The sequence below is a fragment of the Leclercia sp. W6 genome, from assembly GCF_003336345.1.
Taxonomy (GTDB): domain Bacteria; phylum Pseudomonadota; class Gammaproteobacteria; order Enterobacterales; family Enterobacteriaceae; genus Enterobacter.
The window spans coordinates 1,394,069-1,410,528 of record NZ_CP031104.1; the positions used below are offsets into that span (position 1 = coordinate 1,394,069).

Below are 16,460 nucleotides of genomic sequence, written 5' to 3' on the forward strand. Positions count from 1 at the left end.
TGAATATTCAGCCTTCTGGATGGCTAAATGTCTAAAAAAAATGTCATAGTGCCGGGCTTACGGCAAACGAGAAAAATTCACTGGTGTTGAAAAAAATTCATGTTGCGGCTGAAAGGCAAAAAAAACCGCCAGAGACTGGCGGTAAATGCTTGCATGGATAGATTTGTATTTTGCTATCTACGGACCCGGCATTCCATACCAGGCTGCGGATCCTCAATAAGCTAGCATGGGGAAGATAAATAAAGACTAAACATGCGCTATAGCTGCGGGATATTTGCCCTTTTCTGACGCATGGAGCGGGATAAAAGCCAGATAAGGGTGCAAGCAACCACCGGCACCAGCCAGTCGAGCAGGCTGGCGACGTTCCAGACCTTCCAGTCAAACCCGCCCCACCACGGCATATTGGCGCGCTTGCCGTGACCAAACAGGGCAATCCAGCGGTATTCAGCCTGGGTCTGTTCCCGGGCGATAAACCACAGCGAACCCAGCGCCCCGCCCGTACCCCACCGATTCCATTTCAGACCGCACAGACACTGGACAAGAAGTGCCGCTAACGCGTGCATAAAAGGGGAAAAATCCATTACTTTGCCTGACGAGTTCATCTTTAGTTCAATATGAGCACAGCAACATACGGGTAAAAGCGGCTCGGGTGAAGTGTTTTGCGAAGATAGCTTCAGCAAACACGGCAACATTCGAATTTTTTATGGCTGGCTCCTTACATTACACACAGCCAGCCTTACAAATATGTTATGTAGTAAGAAATGGCCGACTTGCTGGACTGATTTTTTCATTTCCACCTCACGTTATTTATAAATAGTTCTCGAAAATGTAAAAGATTTAGCATATACTTTTTTCAAAAATTCAATATGGCAATTTAACATGGATGACCTGCCCCCACGATTAGATACAACACTCAGTTAGTAACGTCGGAATCTTCATTCTCAGAATGACCCTTTCTCCAGCCCGCTGCAAATTCAGACGGTGTCTGATAATTCAGCGTGGAGTGCGGGCGGCATTCGTTATAATCCTGCCGCCAGTCATTAATAATTTTCCTAGCATGAACGATATCGCTGAACCAGTGCTCATTCAAACATTCATCGCGAAATCGTCCGTTAAAGCTCTCAATAAATCCGTTCTGCGTTGGCTTGCCCGGCTGGATTAAGCGCAACTCAACACCATGCTCAAAGGCCCATTGATCCAGTGCACGGCAAGTGAACTCCGGCCCCTGGTCAGTTCTTATCGTCGCCGGATAGCCTCGAAACAGTGCAATGCTGTCCAGAATACGCGTGACCTGAACGCCTGAAATCCCAAAGGCAACAGTGACCGTCAGGCATTCCTTTGTGAAATCATCGACGCAGGTAAGACACTTGATCCTGCGACCGGTGGAAAGTGCGTCCATGACGAAATCCATCGACCAGGTCAGATTGGGCGCCGCCGGACGGAGCAGCGGCAGACGTTCTGTTGCCAGCCCTTTACGACGTCTTCTGCGTTTTACGCCCAGGCCACTGAGGTGATAAAGCCGGTACACGCGCTTATGATTAACATGAAGCCCTTCACGGCGCAGCAACTGCCAAATACGACGGTAGCCAAAACGCCTGCGCTCCAGTGCCAGCTCAGTGATGCGCCCTGATAAATGCGCATCAGCAGCCGGACGGTGAGCCTCATAGCGGCAGGTCGACAGGGATAAACCTGTAAGCCTGCAGGCACGACGTTGCGACAGACCGGTCGCATCACACATCAACATCACGGCTTCCCGCTTCTGGTCTGTCGTCAGTACTTTCGCCCAAGAGCCACCTGAAGCGCCTCTTTATCCAGCATGGCTTCGGCAAGCAGCTTCTTGAGTCTGGCGTTCTCTTCCTCAAGCGACTTCAGGCGCTTAACTTCAGGCACCTCCATACCGCCATACTTCTTACGCCAGGTGTAAAACGTGGCATCGGAAATGGCATGCTTGCGGCAGAGTTCACGGGCGGGTACCCCAGCTTCGGCTTCGCGGAGAATACTGATGATCTGTTCGTCGGAAAAACGCTTCTTCATGGGGATGTCCTCATGTGGCTTATGAAGACATTACTAACATCGGGGTGTACTAATCAACGGGGAGCAGGTCATGGATTATGTGTTATATAACTTGATGTTTTTAGTCTGTATTATCTTGGCGATATACATCAATTCATTATTGTGCCGAGTCAATTTTTATGATCATATAGATTTCTCTGGCAGGCGCTATTTCCATCTTGATGGCATAAGAGGATTAGCAGCATTATTTGTCGTAATGAATCATGCGGTTTTTTCTTTTGCAAATAATGGTTTTACACCTGATGAAATAGACACCTCCAATTTCTGGATATTCGCCCATGCTGGAGACACAGGCGTACAGATATTTTTCAGCATTACTGGATTTCTTTTTTTTGATAAGATCATCAAGACCAATAATAACATTGACTGGGGTGGCTTTTTTCAAGCTCGGGTAAAACGACTCGTACCTATGTATATAATGGCAACAACCATAGTAGCGATTCTCACGCTATTATGGTCGCAGGGTCAACAATCCCCCCTGACGACACTGAGACAGCTGATAAATATTTATGGCTTTGGATTTCTTGGCAGTGACATATGGGTAAATGGCTTCAGGACATATTCATTAAATGCTGTAATCTGGACACTTCCTTACGAATGGCGATTTTACTGCATTTTACCCGTAATATGTACCCTTATAAGATATAAGCGTCTATTTTATTTTTCATTTGTTTTAGCATTTCTTTATGCATTGAACGATCTCTATACTGGGCAAGTTGTTTGGGTTTATTTTATATCAGGAGCAGCAGCCGCTATTGTAAATAACACCGCCAAACTCACACTCCGTAAAAAGACGGTTGCAATTGATGTTATTTCTTCTTTTGCCGTCATAATTTGCTTGATCTATTTGCTAAATTGCGATTTGAGCGGATATGGATTTGAGCGATTTACAATCATAAGCATACTATTTATATTTATTATATGGCTAAAGCCTGGCATATTAACACTCAGACCATTAGTCTATTTAGGTGAGGCGAGCTATAGCTCATACCTGCTTCATTTAATTGTCAATGCGCTTGTCATCAAGAGCTTGTCTAGTTTAACTGATTTAAATAAGGCTTCGCCTCTCTTATTTTGGTGCGTAATAGCCTCGCTCGTAGGAATCACAACACTCCTCACAGCCTATACATTTAAATACATTGAGTATAAATTTCTCAAAAAATAGGCGGTTCTACCGCCTGAGTTCTGTTTTGTGATATGACTGATAACTAAATTTGCCATCCGCCTGGCTTAATCACTTAACCTAAGCCTCAAAAAACCGCCCGAAGGCGGTTAATGAATTTCATAGCGGTCTCTTGGTTACATCAGGGTCATCCACGACCGGCGGGTCGTTCACATCTGGTGTGTCAGGTATATCATCATCAGGAAGCGATTCATCATCAGGAAGAGGATCAACGTAATCTGGACGATCGGTCATAAAGCCTCCGTCAAACTTGGTTATGAGAGTCTACTTAGACTTACCCGGTTTCTGTTTGGACTGGTCATCTTTCGGGTTCTTTTGAGACTGCTTAGATTGATCTCTGTTTGAACCTTGCTCATTAGATTTCATTTTGAACTCCTGTTGGCATATGCGGCAAATCGCCACCTTTAAAATATAAGGCATGCTTATGGTTATATCGAGCGAGGCGAGAGGATAAACAGAAGGTTCAACTGAGCTGGCAAATGCATCTTTCAGGTGAAAAAGCCGGGCATTGCGCCCGGTTCTGTTTTCAGCCTGATAAACCTTTACGCGCTCAACCCGCGATTCACAAGCATCGGCTCGATCTGCGGATCGTGCCCACGCCACGCGCGATAAAGTTCAGCTAAATCAGTGCTATTCCCACGAGACAAAATCGCCTCACGGAATTTATCCCCGTTTTCGCGAGTCAGCCCGCCCTCTTCCACGAACCACTGATAGCCGTCGTCGGCCAGCATTTGGGTCCAGAGATAGGCGTAATAGCCTGCGGCATAGCCGCCCCCGAAGATATGGGCGAAGTAGCTGCTGCGATAGCGCGGTGGTACGGCAGGGAGATCCAGCTGTTCGCGTTCCAGCGCCGCGGCTTCGAACGCCTCCACGTTTGCTGGGGCTTCGCTGGCGGTTATTCCGTGCCAGTTCATGTCCAGCAGTGCGGCGCTGAGCAGCTCGGTCATGTCATAGCCTTTATTAAACTGGGTGGCACTGAGCATTTTCTCGCGCAGCGCGTCGGGCATCGGCTCCCCGGTTTCGTAATGGCGGGCATAATGGGCAAAGACCTCGGGATGGCTGGCCCAGTGTTCATTGATTTGTGACGGGAACTCCACGAAATCCCGCGGCGTGTTGGTGCCAGAGAGCGTGGCGTAACGCTGGCTGGCAAACAGGCCGTGCAGAGTATGGCCAAATTCGTGGAACAGGGTGATCACATCATCCCACGAGATTAACGCTGGCTGACCTTCAGCCGGTTTTTGATAATTGCAGACGTTGTAGATCACCGGCCGCGTCCCGGCTTCATGGGATTGCTCGATAAAGTTACCCATCCACGCCCCGCCGCCTTTCGAGTCGCGGGCGAAGAAGTCACCGTAAAAGAGCGCCATCCCTTCTCCGTGGTGATCGAAAATCTCCCAGACTCGCACATCAGGGTGGTAGACAGGGATATCCTTGCGCTCGGCAAACGTAATGCCGAAAAGCTGAGTCGCCGCCCAGAAGACGCCGTCGGTCAGCACCCTGTTAAGGGCGAAATAGGGTTTAACCTGCGACTCGTCCAGGGCGTACTTCGCCAGACGCACGCGTTCAGCGTAAAAGGCCCAGTCCCAGGCCTGAACCTGAAAATGGCCCTGCTCTTCATCGATCACTTTCTGAATGTCAGCCTGCTCCTGCAGGGCGCGACCGCGCGCAGCAGGAACGATACCCCGCATAAACTGCAGCGCAGCGTCGGGGGTTTTGGCCATCTGATCGGCAATTTTCCAGCTGGCGTAGCTGTCATAGCCCAGCTGTTCAGCCTGACGCGCCCGGAGCGCCACCAGACGTGCGACCACCTCGCGGGTATCGTTAGCATCGTTTTTTTGCGTGCGCAGCCAGCCCGCGTTGAAGAGGTTTTTCCTGGTCTGACGATCGCGTAGCTGTTGCAGAGCCGGCTGTTGCGTGGTGTTCAGCAGCGGAATGAGCCAGCGATCGCTGAGTCCCTTCTCCGCTGCGGCCTCGGCAGCCGCGGCCTGTTCAGCCGGGCTCAGGCCATCCAGTTGATGCTGATAATCCACCACCAGCCCACCCGCCTTGTCTGCCGCCAGCAGACGCTGGTTAAACTGGCTGGTTAGCGCGGCGGATTCGGTATTGAGCGCTTTCAGCGCCTGCTTTTCCGCCTCCCCCAGCCGGGCCCCAGCCAGAATAAAGCGCTGATGCAGCTCCTCAATCAGCCGCAGGGACTCGGCATCTGGCGCCATCGTCTGGCGGTCATTGTAGATGGCGTCCACCCGGGCGAAGAGCGCGTCATTAAGCCAGATATCGTTAGAGAGCGCCGCCAGTTCGGTGGAGATCGCCTCTTCCAGCTGCTGCAGGTAGTCATTGGTGTGCGCCGAGGTCATGGCGAAGAAGACGTTGCTCACCCGGCTCAGCAGCTCGCCGCTTTTCTCCAGCGCCAGGACGGTATTGGCAAAATCAGGCGCATCCGCGGAGCCAGCTATCGCCGCGATCTCCTTGCGCTTCTGGCGGATGGCTTCGTCAAAGGCCGGACGATAATGTTCGTCGCGGATCAAATCAAAATGCGGTGCCTGGTACGGCAGCGTGCTGCTTGTGAAAAACGGGTTGGTGCCAGACATATCAGACTCCTGAATACGGTAAATTTCACCAGAGTAGGCCAGCCCGGCAGCCACTGCAATCTCTGTCACCTGAAGGGGCTAAAAAGTCGCCTTACTCTGCGTCAGATCACATGCTATGGTAGTACTACACAAAAAGCGTTGAGGAACAGTGACATGATTATTTTAGTTACCGGGGCGACAGCTGGATTTGGTGAAAGCATTACGCGTCGCTTCGTCGCAAACGGCCATAAAGTGATTGCCACAGGCCGCCGTCAGGAGCGTCTGCAGGAGCTGAAAGAGGAGCTCGGCGACAGCATTCTGACCGCCCAGCTGGACGTGCGTAACCGCGCATCCATTGAAGAGATGATTGCCAATCTGCCAGCGGAATGGCGTGACATCGACGTGCTGGTCAACAACGCCGGGCTGGCGCTGGGTCTTGAGCCCGCACATAAAGCCAGTGTGGAAGACTGGGAAACGATGATCGACACCAACAACAAAGGCCTGGTCTATATGACCCGCGCCGTACTGCCCGGCATGGTAGAGCGCAACCGCGGTCATGTGATCAATATCGGCTCGACCGCCGGTAGCTGGCCCTATGCCGGCGGTAACGTCTATGGCGCGACCAAAGCCTTTGTACGCCAGTTCAGCCTGAACCTGCGCACCGATCTGCACGGCACCGCTATCCGCGTAACGGATATCGAGCCGGGTCTGGTGGGCGGTACGGAGTTCTCCAATGTTCGCTTTAAGGGCGATGATGCGAAAGCGGACAAAACTTATGAGAACACCACTGCGCTGACCCCGGATGATGTCACCGAAGCCGTCTGGTGGGTAGCCACGCTGCCGAAGCACGTCAACATCAACACCGTTGAGATGATGCCGGTGACGCAGAGCTTTGCTGGCCTGAGCGTCCATCGCGGATGATCTTTCCCCGCCCGGCCTGCGGGCCGGGTCTGGGATACCGGGTAAAAGAATGGTAGTATTTCCGGGTTAACCCTCTGAGAAATCACATCGAATGGCCGCTGAATCGCAACTTAATCCGACACAACCCGTAAATCAGCAAATTTATCGTATTTTGCGCAGCGACATCGTGCATTGTCTGATCCCGCCGGGAACCCCTTTATCAGAAAAAGAGGTGTCGGTACGTTTTGATGTCTCCCGGCAGCCGGTTCGCGAAGCCTTTATCAAGCTGGCGGAAAATGGCCTGATTCAGATCCGCCCCCAGCGCGGCAGCTACGTCAATAAGATCTCCCTCAGTCAGGTACAAAACGGCTGTTTTGTTCGCCAGGCCATCGAGTGCGCCGTCGTCCGTCGCGCGGCAAGCCTGGTCGACGATCATCAGTGCTATCAGCTGGAGCAGAATCTGCATCAGCAGCGTATCGCCATTGAGCGTAAACAGCTGAATGACTTCTTCCTGCTCGACGATGAATTTCATCAGAAGCTGGCGCAAATTGCTGGCTGTCAGCTGGCGTGGGATACCATTGAGAACATCAAGGCGACCATGGACCGGGTGCGTTACATGAGCCTTAATCACGTATCGCCGCCAGAGATGCTGCTGCGCCAGCATCTGGATATTTTCCATGCCCTGGAAAAGCGTGACGCCGATGCGGTAGAAAAAGCGATGACCCTGCATCTGCAGGAAATTGGCGAGTCAGTACAGTTAATTCGTCAGGAAAATAGTGACTGGTTTAGCGAAGAGTAGCCAAAATTAATGCCGCCATGGCGGCGGCATTCGGCAGAGTTAGCCCGCGATATAGTGTGCCACCGCGGCTTTCGCCCCTTTCTCCAGCAACATTTGATACGCCGCGGTTACCGCCTCGACAAAGGTCGCATCCTGCGGCAGTTCCTTACCAAAGATCGCCTCGATACCCATCAACGCCTTCACACGGGATGCCCCTTCAGCGCTACCGTTTACCGCCGACTGGATCACCGACAGCAGTGGATCGCATACCTCGATGGCCTCGCCGCGCTCATCCACACCGCCGACATAGCGCATCCAGCCCGCAATACCCAGCGCCAGTAGCGGGAATGGCTTCTGGTGCACCCGGTGCCAGCGCACGGAGTCGAGCATACGCTGCGGCAGCTTCTGACTGCCATCCATCGCGATCTGCCAGGTCCGGTGGCGCAGCGCCGGGTTGCTATAACGGTCGATCAGCAGATCGGCATAACGCCCCAGATCCACACCAGTCACTTTCAGCGTCGGCGCCTGCTCGTTTAACATCAGCCTATGGGCGGCGCGCTTGTAGTTCGCGTCTTCCATACAGTCGTTGATGTGTTGATAACCCGCCAGATAGCCCAGATACGCCAGGAAGGAGTGACTGCCGTTCAGCATGCGCAGCTTCATCTCTTCAAACGGAATAACATCCGCCACCAGCTCGGCCCCGGCTTTTTCCCACGCCGGACGACCTGCAACAAAGTTGTCTTCAATCACCCACTGGCGGAACGGCTCACAGGCCACACCCGCCGGATCGCGCACGCCGGTAATCTCTTCGATTTTGTTCAGCGTGTCGGCAGTCACGGCAGGCACAATACGGTCGACCATGGTTGACGGGAAAGTGACGTTGGCTTCAATCCACTCCGCCAGCTCAGCGTTGACCGCGCGGGCATAGGCGCAGGTAACGTTGCGCATGACGTGACCGTTCTCCGGCATATTGTCGCAGGACATCACGGTGAAGGCTGGCAACCCGGCGTTTTTACGTCGCGCCAGCGCTTCCACCACTACACCAACAGCGGAAACAGGCTGATGAGGATTCTGCAGATCGGCGGCGATCATTGGATGATCCAGCATCAGCTGCCCGGTCGCCGGGGCGTGGCAGTACCCTTTTTCGGTGATGGTTAATGAGACGATCGCCACCTGCGGTTCACACAGGGCGGACAGCACCGCTTCAAGACCATCCACCTGCGCATGCAGCGCCTTTTTGACCACGCCAACGACCCGCGCTGTCCATGCATCCGCGGACATTTCAGCAACGGTGTAGAGATTATCCTGGGCTTTCAGATCGGCTATCTGCTGCTCACCGCCGATCAGATTGACTTCGCAATAGCCCCAGTCACTGCCGTGTTCGGCGGCGAGGATATCGCTATAAACCGCCTGATGCGCGCGGTGGAAGGCACCAAATCCCAGGTGCACGATGCGAGATTGCAGGTTATCCCGGTTGTAGTGAGGAATCGTAGCTTGCGCCTGTAATAACGGATTATTCATGATAGTACTCGTTAATGTGATTAAGCGATGAATCCGGGCCGGCTTGACTCCCTGACCCGGCTTACTAACCCAACTAGAATGGTAGGTGGCATAAAAAATTCTCTGCCTTTAACCATACTGATTGTTGATACGTCGATATTGATTTACGTTAACTTTTCACCATCTGGTGTGACACCAATGCAAAGTTGTGTGACAACATTCGCTATAAACCGCAAGGTTGTGAACCACTCAACCCACGGTTGTGGCTCTCTCTTTTGGCATCATTGATGCTGGAGCCGCTTCCGTCCAGAGGCTGTCATAGTCATGGCCCGTCAGATCTTCCACGATACGTCGAACATAAGGATCAACCGCCGTTTTGGAACCGTTGGCGCGAAGGCGCTCGACCTCTTCCACGAAGATCTGGTGTGTCTGTTTATTCAGACGGAACGTCAGCGCCTGCCAGAGGGCCAGCATCAGCAGCCCGGCGGTACCGATAAACATCAGCATGGCGATCGTATGAATCGCTTCCGGCGGCTGAACCTGGCTCCCCTTCACGAAACCGCCGCTTTGCAGCAGCAAGCCGACCACAAAGGTGGCGATGGCCACAGTGGTTTTACGGGAGAAAGTCATGACGGCGGCGAACAACCCTTCCCGGCGCTGGCGGCTGACCATTTCGTCAATATCAGGAATGAACGGGAACACGTTCCACGGGGTGAACTCCAGCACACAGCGGCCCACCTGATAGAGTCCGGCGAGGATGAAGAGCGTGGCAACGGTATTCAGCGACGGGATCTGATAGACCGCCAGGAAACCAGCCAGACAGAGCATCATCAGGGCATAGGCGAAGACATAGAGCCGGGCCGGGCCATATTTGATGATCCCAAGCCCTGCAATAAGCGTTACCGGCAGGCCCACGATACTCATCGACAGCAGACTTCCCGCCAGCGATGACGAGACGTTAAGGCAATAGACGCAGAAGAAGACGAACACGGTGTTATAGACATCTTTGCCGGTAAACGACAGGAGATAAATCGCCAGATGTTTTCTGAAAGCGCGGATTTTCAGCGTCGAGGCGTAGGATTTAAACAGATCGATAATGGCGCGCAGTTTGTCAGACAGGCTGCCAGGCATAGCTGACTTTTCCAGTTCCGCCTGCATCTGCGGGGTGAGCTCCCGCTCCCATGTTACTTTCCATGAGATAAAGACGCAGATCATAAACAGCACGGCGAAAATCACACCATTAATCAGATAGGCGCTGGCGTTCTGCTCGCCAAAATAGCCAATCAGCAGTCCAGGAATAAAAGTCGCCAGAAAGGTGCCGGACGCCGACATAAACATCCGGCAGGTTGAGAGTTTAGTGCGGCCATTAAACTCTTTGGTCATTTCGGAAGGCAAGGTTTCCCAGGGAATGAGGACCATCGCGGCGATGATCTCAAAGGCGAGATAGACCGCTAGATAAAAGGCGTAACTCATGCCATCGAGCCACAGTAAGGCATAGACCAGCATCAACGGCGCGCCAATCAGCAGGAAAAAACGCCGACGGCCAAATTTCTTGCCAAAATAGTTTTTATAAAAGTGGTCCGTTAAGCTGCCCATAAATAAACTGACCACCGCATCAACAATACGGGCAATGGCGACGATCGAGGCCGCTTCAATTGGCGATAAGCCAACAAAGGTGGTGTAGAAAAATAACAGCCATGCGCCAATTACGGTAAACGCGCCGCCACCCATAATATCGGTCAGGCCATATCCAATACTCACCGGAATGGTGACGTTTTTCGTTGCACGAGACATACAGTTTCCTTACCTGAAAAAAAAATCCAGTTAATTTCCGATGCTTCTGTGAAGTTTTTTTATTAGCGTTGATTATTGAGAGGCATAAAAAAAGACTCCCCTGCGTTTACAGAGGAGTCATCAGTCATTACGAGATGGCGCGATGTTTACCGTGAATCTTTAGCGCGGCAGCTTTATCGTCTGCAGCATCTTCCAGCGTACTCAGATCGCGGTCACATACCTCTGGCATCAGCAGGGCTGAGATCAGGCCGATGAAGGAGTAAACCACCACCATCGCCACGATTGGCCACCAGGAGCCGGTCATGTTGCAGAAGATCCCTGCCAGGACCGGACCAAAACCAACCGCAATCAGACCACCCGCCTCTTTTGAAATTGCCATCCGGGTGAAGCGGTTACGGGAACCAAACATCTCGGCCATGGTGATGTTTTCCAGGGCGAACAGTCCCAGCACCGCGAAGTTATGTATAACAATAATCGAGGTCATGATCACGCCAGGGCTGTACGACTTGTCGACAATAATCGACAGCATCGGGTAGGCCAGAATAATGGCGGAAATGCTCAGCAGAATGTAAGGCAGACGACGACCATATTTATCGGACAACCAGCCCAACAGCGGGATAGTAATAAAGCCGAGAATAGAGCTGATCATCAGGGCGTCGGTCGGAATAGCCTTATCAAACAGCAGCGTCTGGACCAGATACCCGGCGAGGAAGGTCTGGATCAGGCCGGAGTTACCCGCCTGACCTAAGCGCAGACCGGTCGCCAGCCAGAAGGATTTGCTTTTCAGCATCCCACCCAGGGTATTTTCTTCAACCGCAGCCTGAACAGGCGCATCGTCGGTATTAACCTGCTCAAATACCGGGCTCTCCTTGAGGTTCATACGCAGCCAGATGGCAAAGATCATCACCACCACGCTTGCCAGGAACGGCACGCGCCATCCCCAGGCCAGCAGCTGTTCGCGGTCGAGGGCAAAGAACATCACTGCCCAGATCGCCGTGGCGCTCAGGGTGCCGCAGTTAGTGCCCATCGCCACCAGTGAAGAGATGATGCCGCGTTTCCCTTTCGGTGCATATTCCGCCAGCATCGTGCCCGCACCGGAGATCTCCGCCCCTGCGCCCAGCCCCTGGATAATACGCAGCGTCACCAGCAGCACCGGCGCGAAAATGCCAATTTGTGCATAGGTTGGCAGCACACCAATCAGCGTGGTACAGATCCCCATCATGGTAATGGTGATAAACAGTACCTTCTTGCGTCCGACGCGGTCACCCATTTTGCCGAAGACAAAGGCGCCAACGATACGGGCAATATAGCCCGCCCCATAGGTACCCATCGCCAGAATCAGCGCCATCGCCGCCGACTGTTCCGGGAAGAAGATCTCGTGAAAGACTAATGCCGCGCCCAGCGAATAAAGCTGGAAGTCCATGATTTAAAGCGCTGTAAAGGGTCTTTGTGGGATTATCCTTAATTCCTGAGTATTTAACAGTAACTTGCCGCTCGTGAAATGCATCCATTTGTTCTTTTGCATATCACCTGCGGTACTTTTATGCCCCACCCATGCCCCAAAGAATTTCTTTGCATAATTCCTTCGAGAAATCCCACCCTTCTTTGACGAGGCGAAACTCCCTGGCAGTATCTTTACCGATCCGTTGTATATTTTCAGGGTGCGCAATGCTTCCTTTACCGCAGACCGCTATGTGCCAATAGCGGACGTTGTTAAGCTCATGCAGTATGGATTCACGAAGAACAGACGTTATATTTTGTCCTGATTGACACGGGATGAAAGCTCCTGATGGCTCTCTTTTCGCTCGCTGTAACGATCCGCAAGATAACCGGTTTGTCCCTTAAGCAGCAGTGTGATTTTAAACAGCTCCTCGGCTACATCGACGATGCGGTCATACCATGACGAAGGTTTCATTCGGCCGTTTTCGTCGAACTCTTGCCATGCCCTGGCTACGGAAGACTGGTTGGGGATCGTAAACATCCGCATCCAGCGGCCCAGAATACGCATCTGGTTCACTGCATTGAAGGACTGGGAACCACCGCAGACCTGCATTACCGCAAGTGTTTTGCCCTGCGAAGGACGAACCGCGCCTTCACTTAATGGTATCCAGTCAATCTGCGCCTTCATAACTGCGCTCATAGCCCCGTGCCGCTCCGGAGAACTCCACACCATCCCGTCACACCATCTGACCAGACCGCGTAGCTCGGTGACTTTAGGGTGCGTGTCCGGCGCATCATCCGGCAGGGGTAAACCGGAGGGGTTAAAGAGTTTTACCTCCGCGCCCATCGCCGCCAGCAGGCGACCAGCTTCTTCCGCGGCAAAACGGCTGTAGGAGCGCTCTCTTACTGAACCATACAGGATCAGAATCCGTGGCGGCTCCTGCAGGTGCAGGCGTTCAGCAATGTGTTGATCAAAGCATTCAGTATTCAGGGCAGGAAATTGTTCCATTTTTCTCCTCCGGAGAGAACAGGTGATTTTAAAATCATTATATATGATTTAACATATGTGTATTCTAAAGGGAACGGAGAGAAAAATGCTACAACCTGTTCAGCTTTTCAAAATCCTGTCGGATGAAACTCGGCTCGCCATCGTCATGCTTCTCCGGGAGTCCGGAGAACTGTGCGTCTGCGATATCTGTGCGGTCACCTCCGAATCGCAGCCCAAAATCTCGCGACATATGGCTATCCTGCGCGAAGCCGGGCTGGTTCTTGACCGTCGTGAAGGCAAATGGATCCATTATCGCCTGTCACCCCACATACCGGCATGGGCAGCTGAGACAATCACTACGTCCTGGCAGTGTATGCGGGAGGAAGTACGTGAATGGCTGGATAAATCAGCCTGCACCTCCTGCTGAGAAAGAAAAACACATTTACATAATCATATATAACGGAGTCTGAGATGCTTTTGGCAGGGAGTATATTTTTACTGACGCTGGTACTGGTGATCTGGCAACCCAGAGGCCTGAGTATTGGCTGGAGCGCGAGTATCGGGGCTGTGCTGGCGCTGGGAGCCGGTGTCATCCATGTCGCTGATATTCCCGTTGTCTGGAATATCGTCTGGAACGCGACAGCAGCATTTATTGCAGTCATCATCATCAGCCTGCTGCTCGATGAGTCCGGCTTCTTTGAATGGGCTGCACTACACGTCTCCCGCTGGGGTAACGGACGTGGCCGCCTGCTGTTTACCTGGATAGTGTTGCTCGGTGCCGCTGTTGCTGCGTTGTTTGCCAATGACGGCGCCGCGCTGATCCTGACGCCGATTGTGATTGCGATGCTGCTTGCACTGGGGTTCAGCCAGGGCACGACTCTGGCCTTTGTCATGGCCGCAGGATTTATCGCAGATACGGCCAGCCTGCCGCTCATTGTTTCTAACCTGGTGAATATCGTCTCGGCGGACTTTTTCGGTCTGGGCTTTACGCAGTACGCCTCCGTTATGATCCCTGTGGATGTGGCAGCGATTGCGGCCACCCTGGTCATGTTGCATCTCTTCTTCCGCAGGGATATTCCGGCCACGTATGACGTTTCGCTGCTGAAGACGCCTGCCAGTGCGATCAAGGATCCGGCAACCGTCAGGGCGGGCTGGATTGTCCTCTTATTGCTGCTTGTCGGTTTCTTTGTCCTGGAGCCGCTGGGGATCCCGGTCAGTGCGATAGCGGCGGCTGGCGCAGCAGTGCTGTTTGTGGTGGCGAAAAGAGGCCATGCCATCAACACCGGGAAAGTCCTGCGCGGTGCGCCATGGCAGATCGTTATTTTCTCGCTCGGCATGTACCTGGTGGTCTATGGCCTGCGCAATGCAGGGCTCACGGAGTATCTGTCGGGCGTGTTAAATCTTCTGGCAGACAAAGGGTTATGGGCAGCGACGTTCGGCACCGGCTTCCTGACGGCATTTCTCTCATCGGTGATGAACAATATGCCGACGGTACTGATTGGCGCGCTCTCGATTGACGGGAGTACGGCGACCGGCGTCGTCAAAGAGGCAATGGTTTATGCCAATGTGATTGGCTGCGATTTAGGCCCGAAAATCACCCCGATTGGCAGTCTGGCAACCCTGCTGTGGCTGCATGTGCTTGCCCGGAAAAATATAAAGATAACCTGGGGATATTACTTCCGTACCGGCATTGTCATGACTGTGCCGGTGCTGTTTGTCACTCTGGCCGCGCTGGCGTGGCGGCTCTCTGTCACTTTGTAATGAGATACTGATATGAGCAACATTACCATCTATCACAACCCGGCCTGTGGCACCTCACGCAACACGCTGGAGATGATCCGTAACAGCGGCAACAAACCGACGATAATTTATTATCTCGATACGCCCCCGACCCACGATGAGCTTATTAAACTTATTTCAGATATGGGAATTACGGTACGTGCATTGCTGCGTAAGAATGTTGAGCCTTATGAGCAACTGGGACTTGATGAAGAGAAATTTAGTGATGAGCAGTTGATTGATTTCATGCTTCAACATCCGATCCTGATTAATCGGCCGATTGTCGTTACGCCGCTTGGCACTCGTCTTTGCCGCCCTTCAGAAATAGTGCTGGATATTCTACCGGAAAGCCAGAAAGGAGCGTTTACCAAAGAGGATGGCGAGAAGGTCATTGACGAAACGGGGAAGCGGGTTAAGTAATCTGCCCACTTCAAAATATCGGGCGCCTGTTTACGTTTTGCGGGCGTCCGCTTTTCGTTCATAGCGGACATTTAAACTCATTAGGGAGTATCATCTGATCCCCCCTAACTACGCATCGCTTCTTACACCGGGCACTTATCACCATCACTATCGACGCTGTTGATGAAGTACGTCACCCTGCCCATAACTTCGACCTCTTCCGCCGCTGGCCCCTCGATCGCCTCGCCGTCATCAGTGATTAACGCTTTCCCCATGAATCGTGCAAATTGTGTCTGTCAGCCATTAAGGATCAGCAGAACCTGCCCTTGGTTAACCGATTTTGATGAAATCAATATGTGATAGGTTTCGGATTGGGCCTGAATGGCTCTAAGGGCTGTAGCAACTATCGGAGGAAGATCTAAACCACCTGCTTAGGCCATCGCCTTTTCCGTGGCTTTGGAATGATGGAGCGGGTGGTAAGCCGGGTACCACATACAGAACATACCGCTCCGTGTGGCTGGTTGTGCACGGGATTGAAGGTGGTGAAAAAGAACCGGTTGCTGCTACAAACAGGACAGATGAATTTCATAACAGATACGACGCTCCCTGGCCGCTGGCTGCACTAAAATCATAATATTTTTATAGAGCTCATAGCGAATCATTGCAACACTTCTTAACATCCTTTTATCGCTCACTGTCTGACCTGCCCTTCCCGCTTCTTCCTGCGCAGTTGAGCCAGTCGAAATGTCTTAAGTCGCGCTGTTAAAGTAATAGCTAATGCTGCCGATATGTTACTTACCTGCGTCCTGAACGCGGGATTGATAACAAAACTAAGGGATTTGTGCCCGTTCCCGTACGGGCTTTTTTGCTCTTCAGCTGCTTCAGGAATAGGTTCACAACCCTAATGACGTTCCGGGTCACACCAGGCGCTCATCAACTGTCTCAAAATATAGATAAGCCCAGAAGGAATCATAAGCGCGGTTAAACCAGCCAGAATAGCCATCGTCATAAGAAACTCCATGTTCTCAGATTTGCTCTTAAGGAATCTTAGAACGTATT

The 16,460-nt window shown here is 52.4% G+C and carries 14 protein-coding genes and 1 pseudogene; 6 read left to right on the forward strand and 9 right to left on the reverse strand.

Going from position 1 to position 16,460, the window contains the following annotated elements:
- Positions 1–257: 257 nt before the first annotated feature.
- Both DVA43_RS06770 and DVA43_RS06775 read right to left on the reverse strand, forming a co-directional pair.
- Positions 258–581 carry a hypothetical protein gene (locus tag DVA43_RS06770; protein WP_114315027.1) on the reverse strand — a complete coding sequence of 108 codons (324 nt, stop codon included), beginning with the start codon at positions 579–581 and terminating at the stop codon, positions 258–260.
- 332 nt (positions 582–913) lie between these two features.
- A protein-coding gene (locus DVA43_RS06775) for an IS3-like element ISSen4 family transposase (protein WP_087451024.1) occupies positions 914–2,034 on the reverse strand; the annotation gives its coding sequence in 2 pieces (ribosomal slippage) (positions 914–1,776 and positions 1,776–2,034; 1,122 coding nt in all).
- A 70-nt stretch (positions 2,035–2,104) separates the two neighbouring features.
- On the opposite strand from DVA43_RS06775, the gene DVA43_RS06780 reads away from it, so the two are divergent.
- On the forward strand, positions 2,105–3,238 hold the full coding sequence (locus DVA43_RS06780) for an acyltransferase (RefSeq protein ID WP_114315028.1): 1,134 nt from the start codon (positions 2,105–2,107) through the stop codon (positions 3,236–3,238).
- A gap of 117 nt (positions 3,239–3,355) precedes the next feature.
- On the opposite strand, the gene DVA43_RS25075 is transcribed toward DVA43_RS06780, so the two are convergent.
- Both DVA43_RS25075 and dcp read right to left on the reverse strand, forming a co-directional pair.
- On the reverse strand, positions 3,356–3,490 hold the full coding sequence (locus DVA43_RS25075; protein WP_246842280.1) for a hypothetical protein: 135 nt from the start codon (positions 3,488–3,490) through the stop codon (positions 3,356–3,358).
- A gap of 308 nt (positions 3,491–3,798) precedes the next feature.
- Positions 3,799–5,844 (reverse strand): peptidyl-dipeptidase Dcp, encoded by a 2,046-nt coding sequence (gene dcp / locus DVA43_RS06785; protein WP_114317091.1) that lies wholly within the window; start codon positions 5,842–5,844, stop codon positions 3,799–3,801.
- A 153-nt stretch (positions 5,845–5,997) separates the two neighbouring features.
- Here dcp and ydfG point away from each other — a divergent pair, with 153 nt between their 5' ends.
- Together ydfG and DVA43_RS06795 are read left to right on the forward strand one after the other, a co-directional pair.
- Positions 5,998–6,744: a bifunctional NADP-dependent 3-hydroxy acid dehydrogenase/3-hydroxypropionate dehydrogenase YdfG gene (gene ydfG / locus DVA43_RS06790; RefSeq protein WP_114315029.1), complete on the forward strand. Its 747-nt coding sequence runs from the start codon at positions 5,998–6,000 to the stop codon at positions 6,742–6,744.
- Between the two features lie 91 nt (positions 6,745–6,835).
- Positions 6,836–7,522 carry a GntR family transcriptional regulator gene (locus DVA43_RS06795; protein WP_103824467.1) on the forward strand — a complete coding sequence of 229 codons (687 nt, stop codon included), beginning with the start codon at positions 6,836–6,838 and terminating at the stop codon, positions 7,520–7,522.
- 39 nt (positions 7,523–7,561) lie between these two features.
- Here the strand turns inward: DVA43_RS06795 and DVA43_RS06800 are convergent, their stop codons facing one another.
- From DVA43_RS06800 to arsH, 4 genes and pseudogenes are all read right to left on the reverse strand, one after another.
- On the reverse strand, positions 7,562–9,022 hold the full coding sequence (locus DVA43_RS06800) for a mannitol dehydrogenase family protein (RefSeq protein ID WP_114315030.1): 1,461 nt from the start codon (positions 9,020–9,022) through the stop codon (positions 7,562–7,564).
- 228 nt (positions 9,023–9,250) lie between these two features.
- Complete coding sequence (locus DVA43_RS06805) at positions 9,251–10,795, reverse strand: MFS transporter (RefSeq protein ID WP_114315031.1); 1,545 nt, start codon at positions 10,793–10,795, stop codon at positions 9,251–9,253.
- Positions 10,796–10,922: 127 nt separating this feature from the next.
- Positions 10,923–12,218, reverse strand: a pseudogene (locus DVA43_RS06810) (MFS transporter); the annotation flags it as partial.
- A 327-nt stretch (positions 12,219–12,545) separates the two neighbouring features.
- A complete protein-coding gene (gene arsH / locus DVA43_RS06815) occupies positions 12,546–13,244 on the reverse strand; it encodes an arsenical resistance protein ArsH (protein ID WP_114315033.1) in 699 nt (232 codons plus the stop codon).
- Positions 13,245–13,329: 85 nt separating this feature from the next.
- Between arsH and DVA43_RS06820 the strand changes: the two genes are divergently transcribed.
- The 3 genes from DVA43_RS06820 to arsC are packed head-to-tail and all read left to right on the forward strand — an operon-like array spanning position 13,330 to position 15,422.
- Entirely contained in the window at positions 13,330–13,650 is a 321-nt protein-coding gene (locus tag DVA43_RS06820) for a transcriptional regulator (RefSeq protein WP_114315034.1), read from the forward strand.
- A gap of 44 nt (positions 13,651–13,694) precedes the next feature.
- On the forward strand, positions 13,695–14,984 hold the full coding sequence (locus DVA43_RS06825) for an arsenic transporter (RefSeq protein ID WP_114315035.1): 1,290 nt from the start codon (positions 13,695–13,697) through the stop codon (positions 14,982–14,984).
- Between the two features lie 12 nt (positions 14,985–14,996).
- On the forward strand, positions 14,997–15,422 hold the full coding sequence (arsC, locus tag DVA43_RS06830; RefSeq protein ID WP_114315036.1) for a glutaredoxin-dependent arsenate reductase: 426 nt from the start codon (positions 14,997–14,999) through the stop codon (positions 15,420–15,422).
- Between the two features lie 122 nt (positions 15,423–15,544).
- Here arsC and DVA43_RS25250 read toward each other — a convergent pair whose 3' ends face one another.
- On the reverse strand, positions 15,545–15,676 hold the full coding sequence (locus tag DVA43_RS25250; RefSeq protein ID WP_256387105.1) for a hypothetical protein: 132 nt from the start codon (positions 15,674–15,676) through the stop codon (positions 15,545–15,547).
- Positions 15,677–16,460 lie beyond the last annotated feature (784 nt).

Coding starts and splice junctions, on each gene's coding strand:
- DVA43_RS06800 (WP_114315030.1), bottom strand. CDS start 9,022: ATGAATAATCCGTTATTACAGGCGCAAGCTACGATTCCTCACTACAAC.
- dcp (WP_114317091.1), bottom strand. CDS start 5,844: ATGTCTGGCACCAACCCGTTTTTCACAAGCAGCACGCTGCCGTACCAG.
- arsH (WP_114315033.1), bottom strand. CDS start 13,244: ATGGAACAATTTCCTGCCCTGAATACTGAATGCTTTGATCAACACATT.
- DVA43_RS06805 (WP_114315031.1), bottom strand. CDS start 10,795: ATGTCTCGTGCAACGAAAAACGTCACCATTCCGGTGAGTATTGGATAT.
- ydfG (WP_114315029.1), top strand. CDS start 5,998: ATGATTATTTTAGTTACCGGGGCGACAGCTGGATTTGGTGAAAGCATT.
- DVA43_RS25075 (WP_246842280.1), bottom strand. CDS start 3,490: ATGACCGATCGTCCAGATTACGTTGATCCTCTTCCTGATGATGAATCG.
- DVA43_RS06820 (WP_114315034.1), top strand. CDS start 13,330: ATGCTACAACCTGTTCAGCTTTTCAAAATCCTGTCGGATGAAACTCGG.
- arsC (WP_114315036.1), top strand. CDS start 14,997: ATGAGCAACATTACCATCTATCACAACCCGGCCTGTGGCACCTCACGC.
- DVA43_RS06795 (WP_103824467.1), top strand. CDS start 6,836: ATGGCCGCTGAATCGCAACTTAATCCGACACAACCCGTAAATCAGCAA.
- DVA43_RS06825 (WP_114315035.1), top strand. CDS start 13,695: ATGCTTTTGGCAGGGAGTATATTTTTACTGACGCTGGTACTGGTGATC.
- DVA43_RS25250 (WP_256387105.1), bottom strand. CDS start 15,676: ATGGGGAAAGCGTTAATCACTGATGACGGCGAGGCGATCGAGGGGCCA.
- DVA43_RS06770 (WP_114315027.1), bottom strand. CDS start 581: ATGGATTTTTCCCCTTTTATGCACGCGTTAGCGGCACTTCTTGTCCAG.
- DVA43_RS06780 (WP_114315028.1), top strand. CDS start 2,105: ATGGATTATGTGTTATATAACTTGATGTTTTTAGTCTGTATTATCTTG.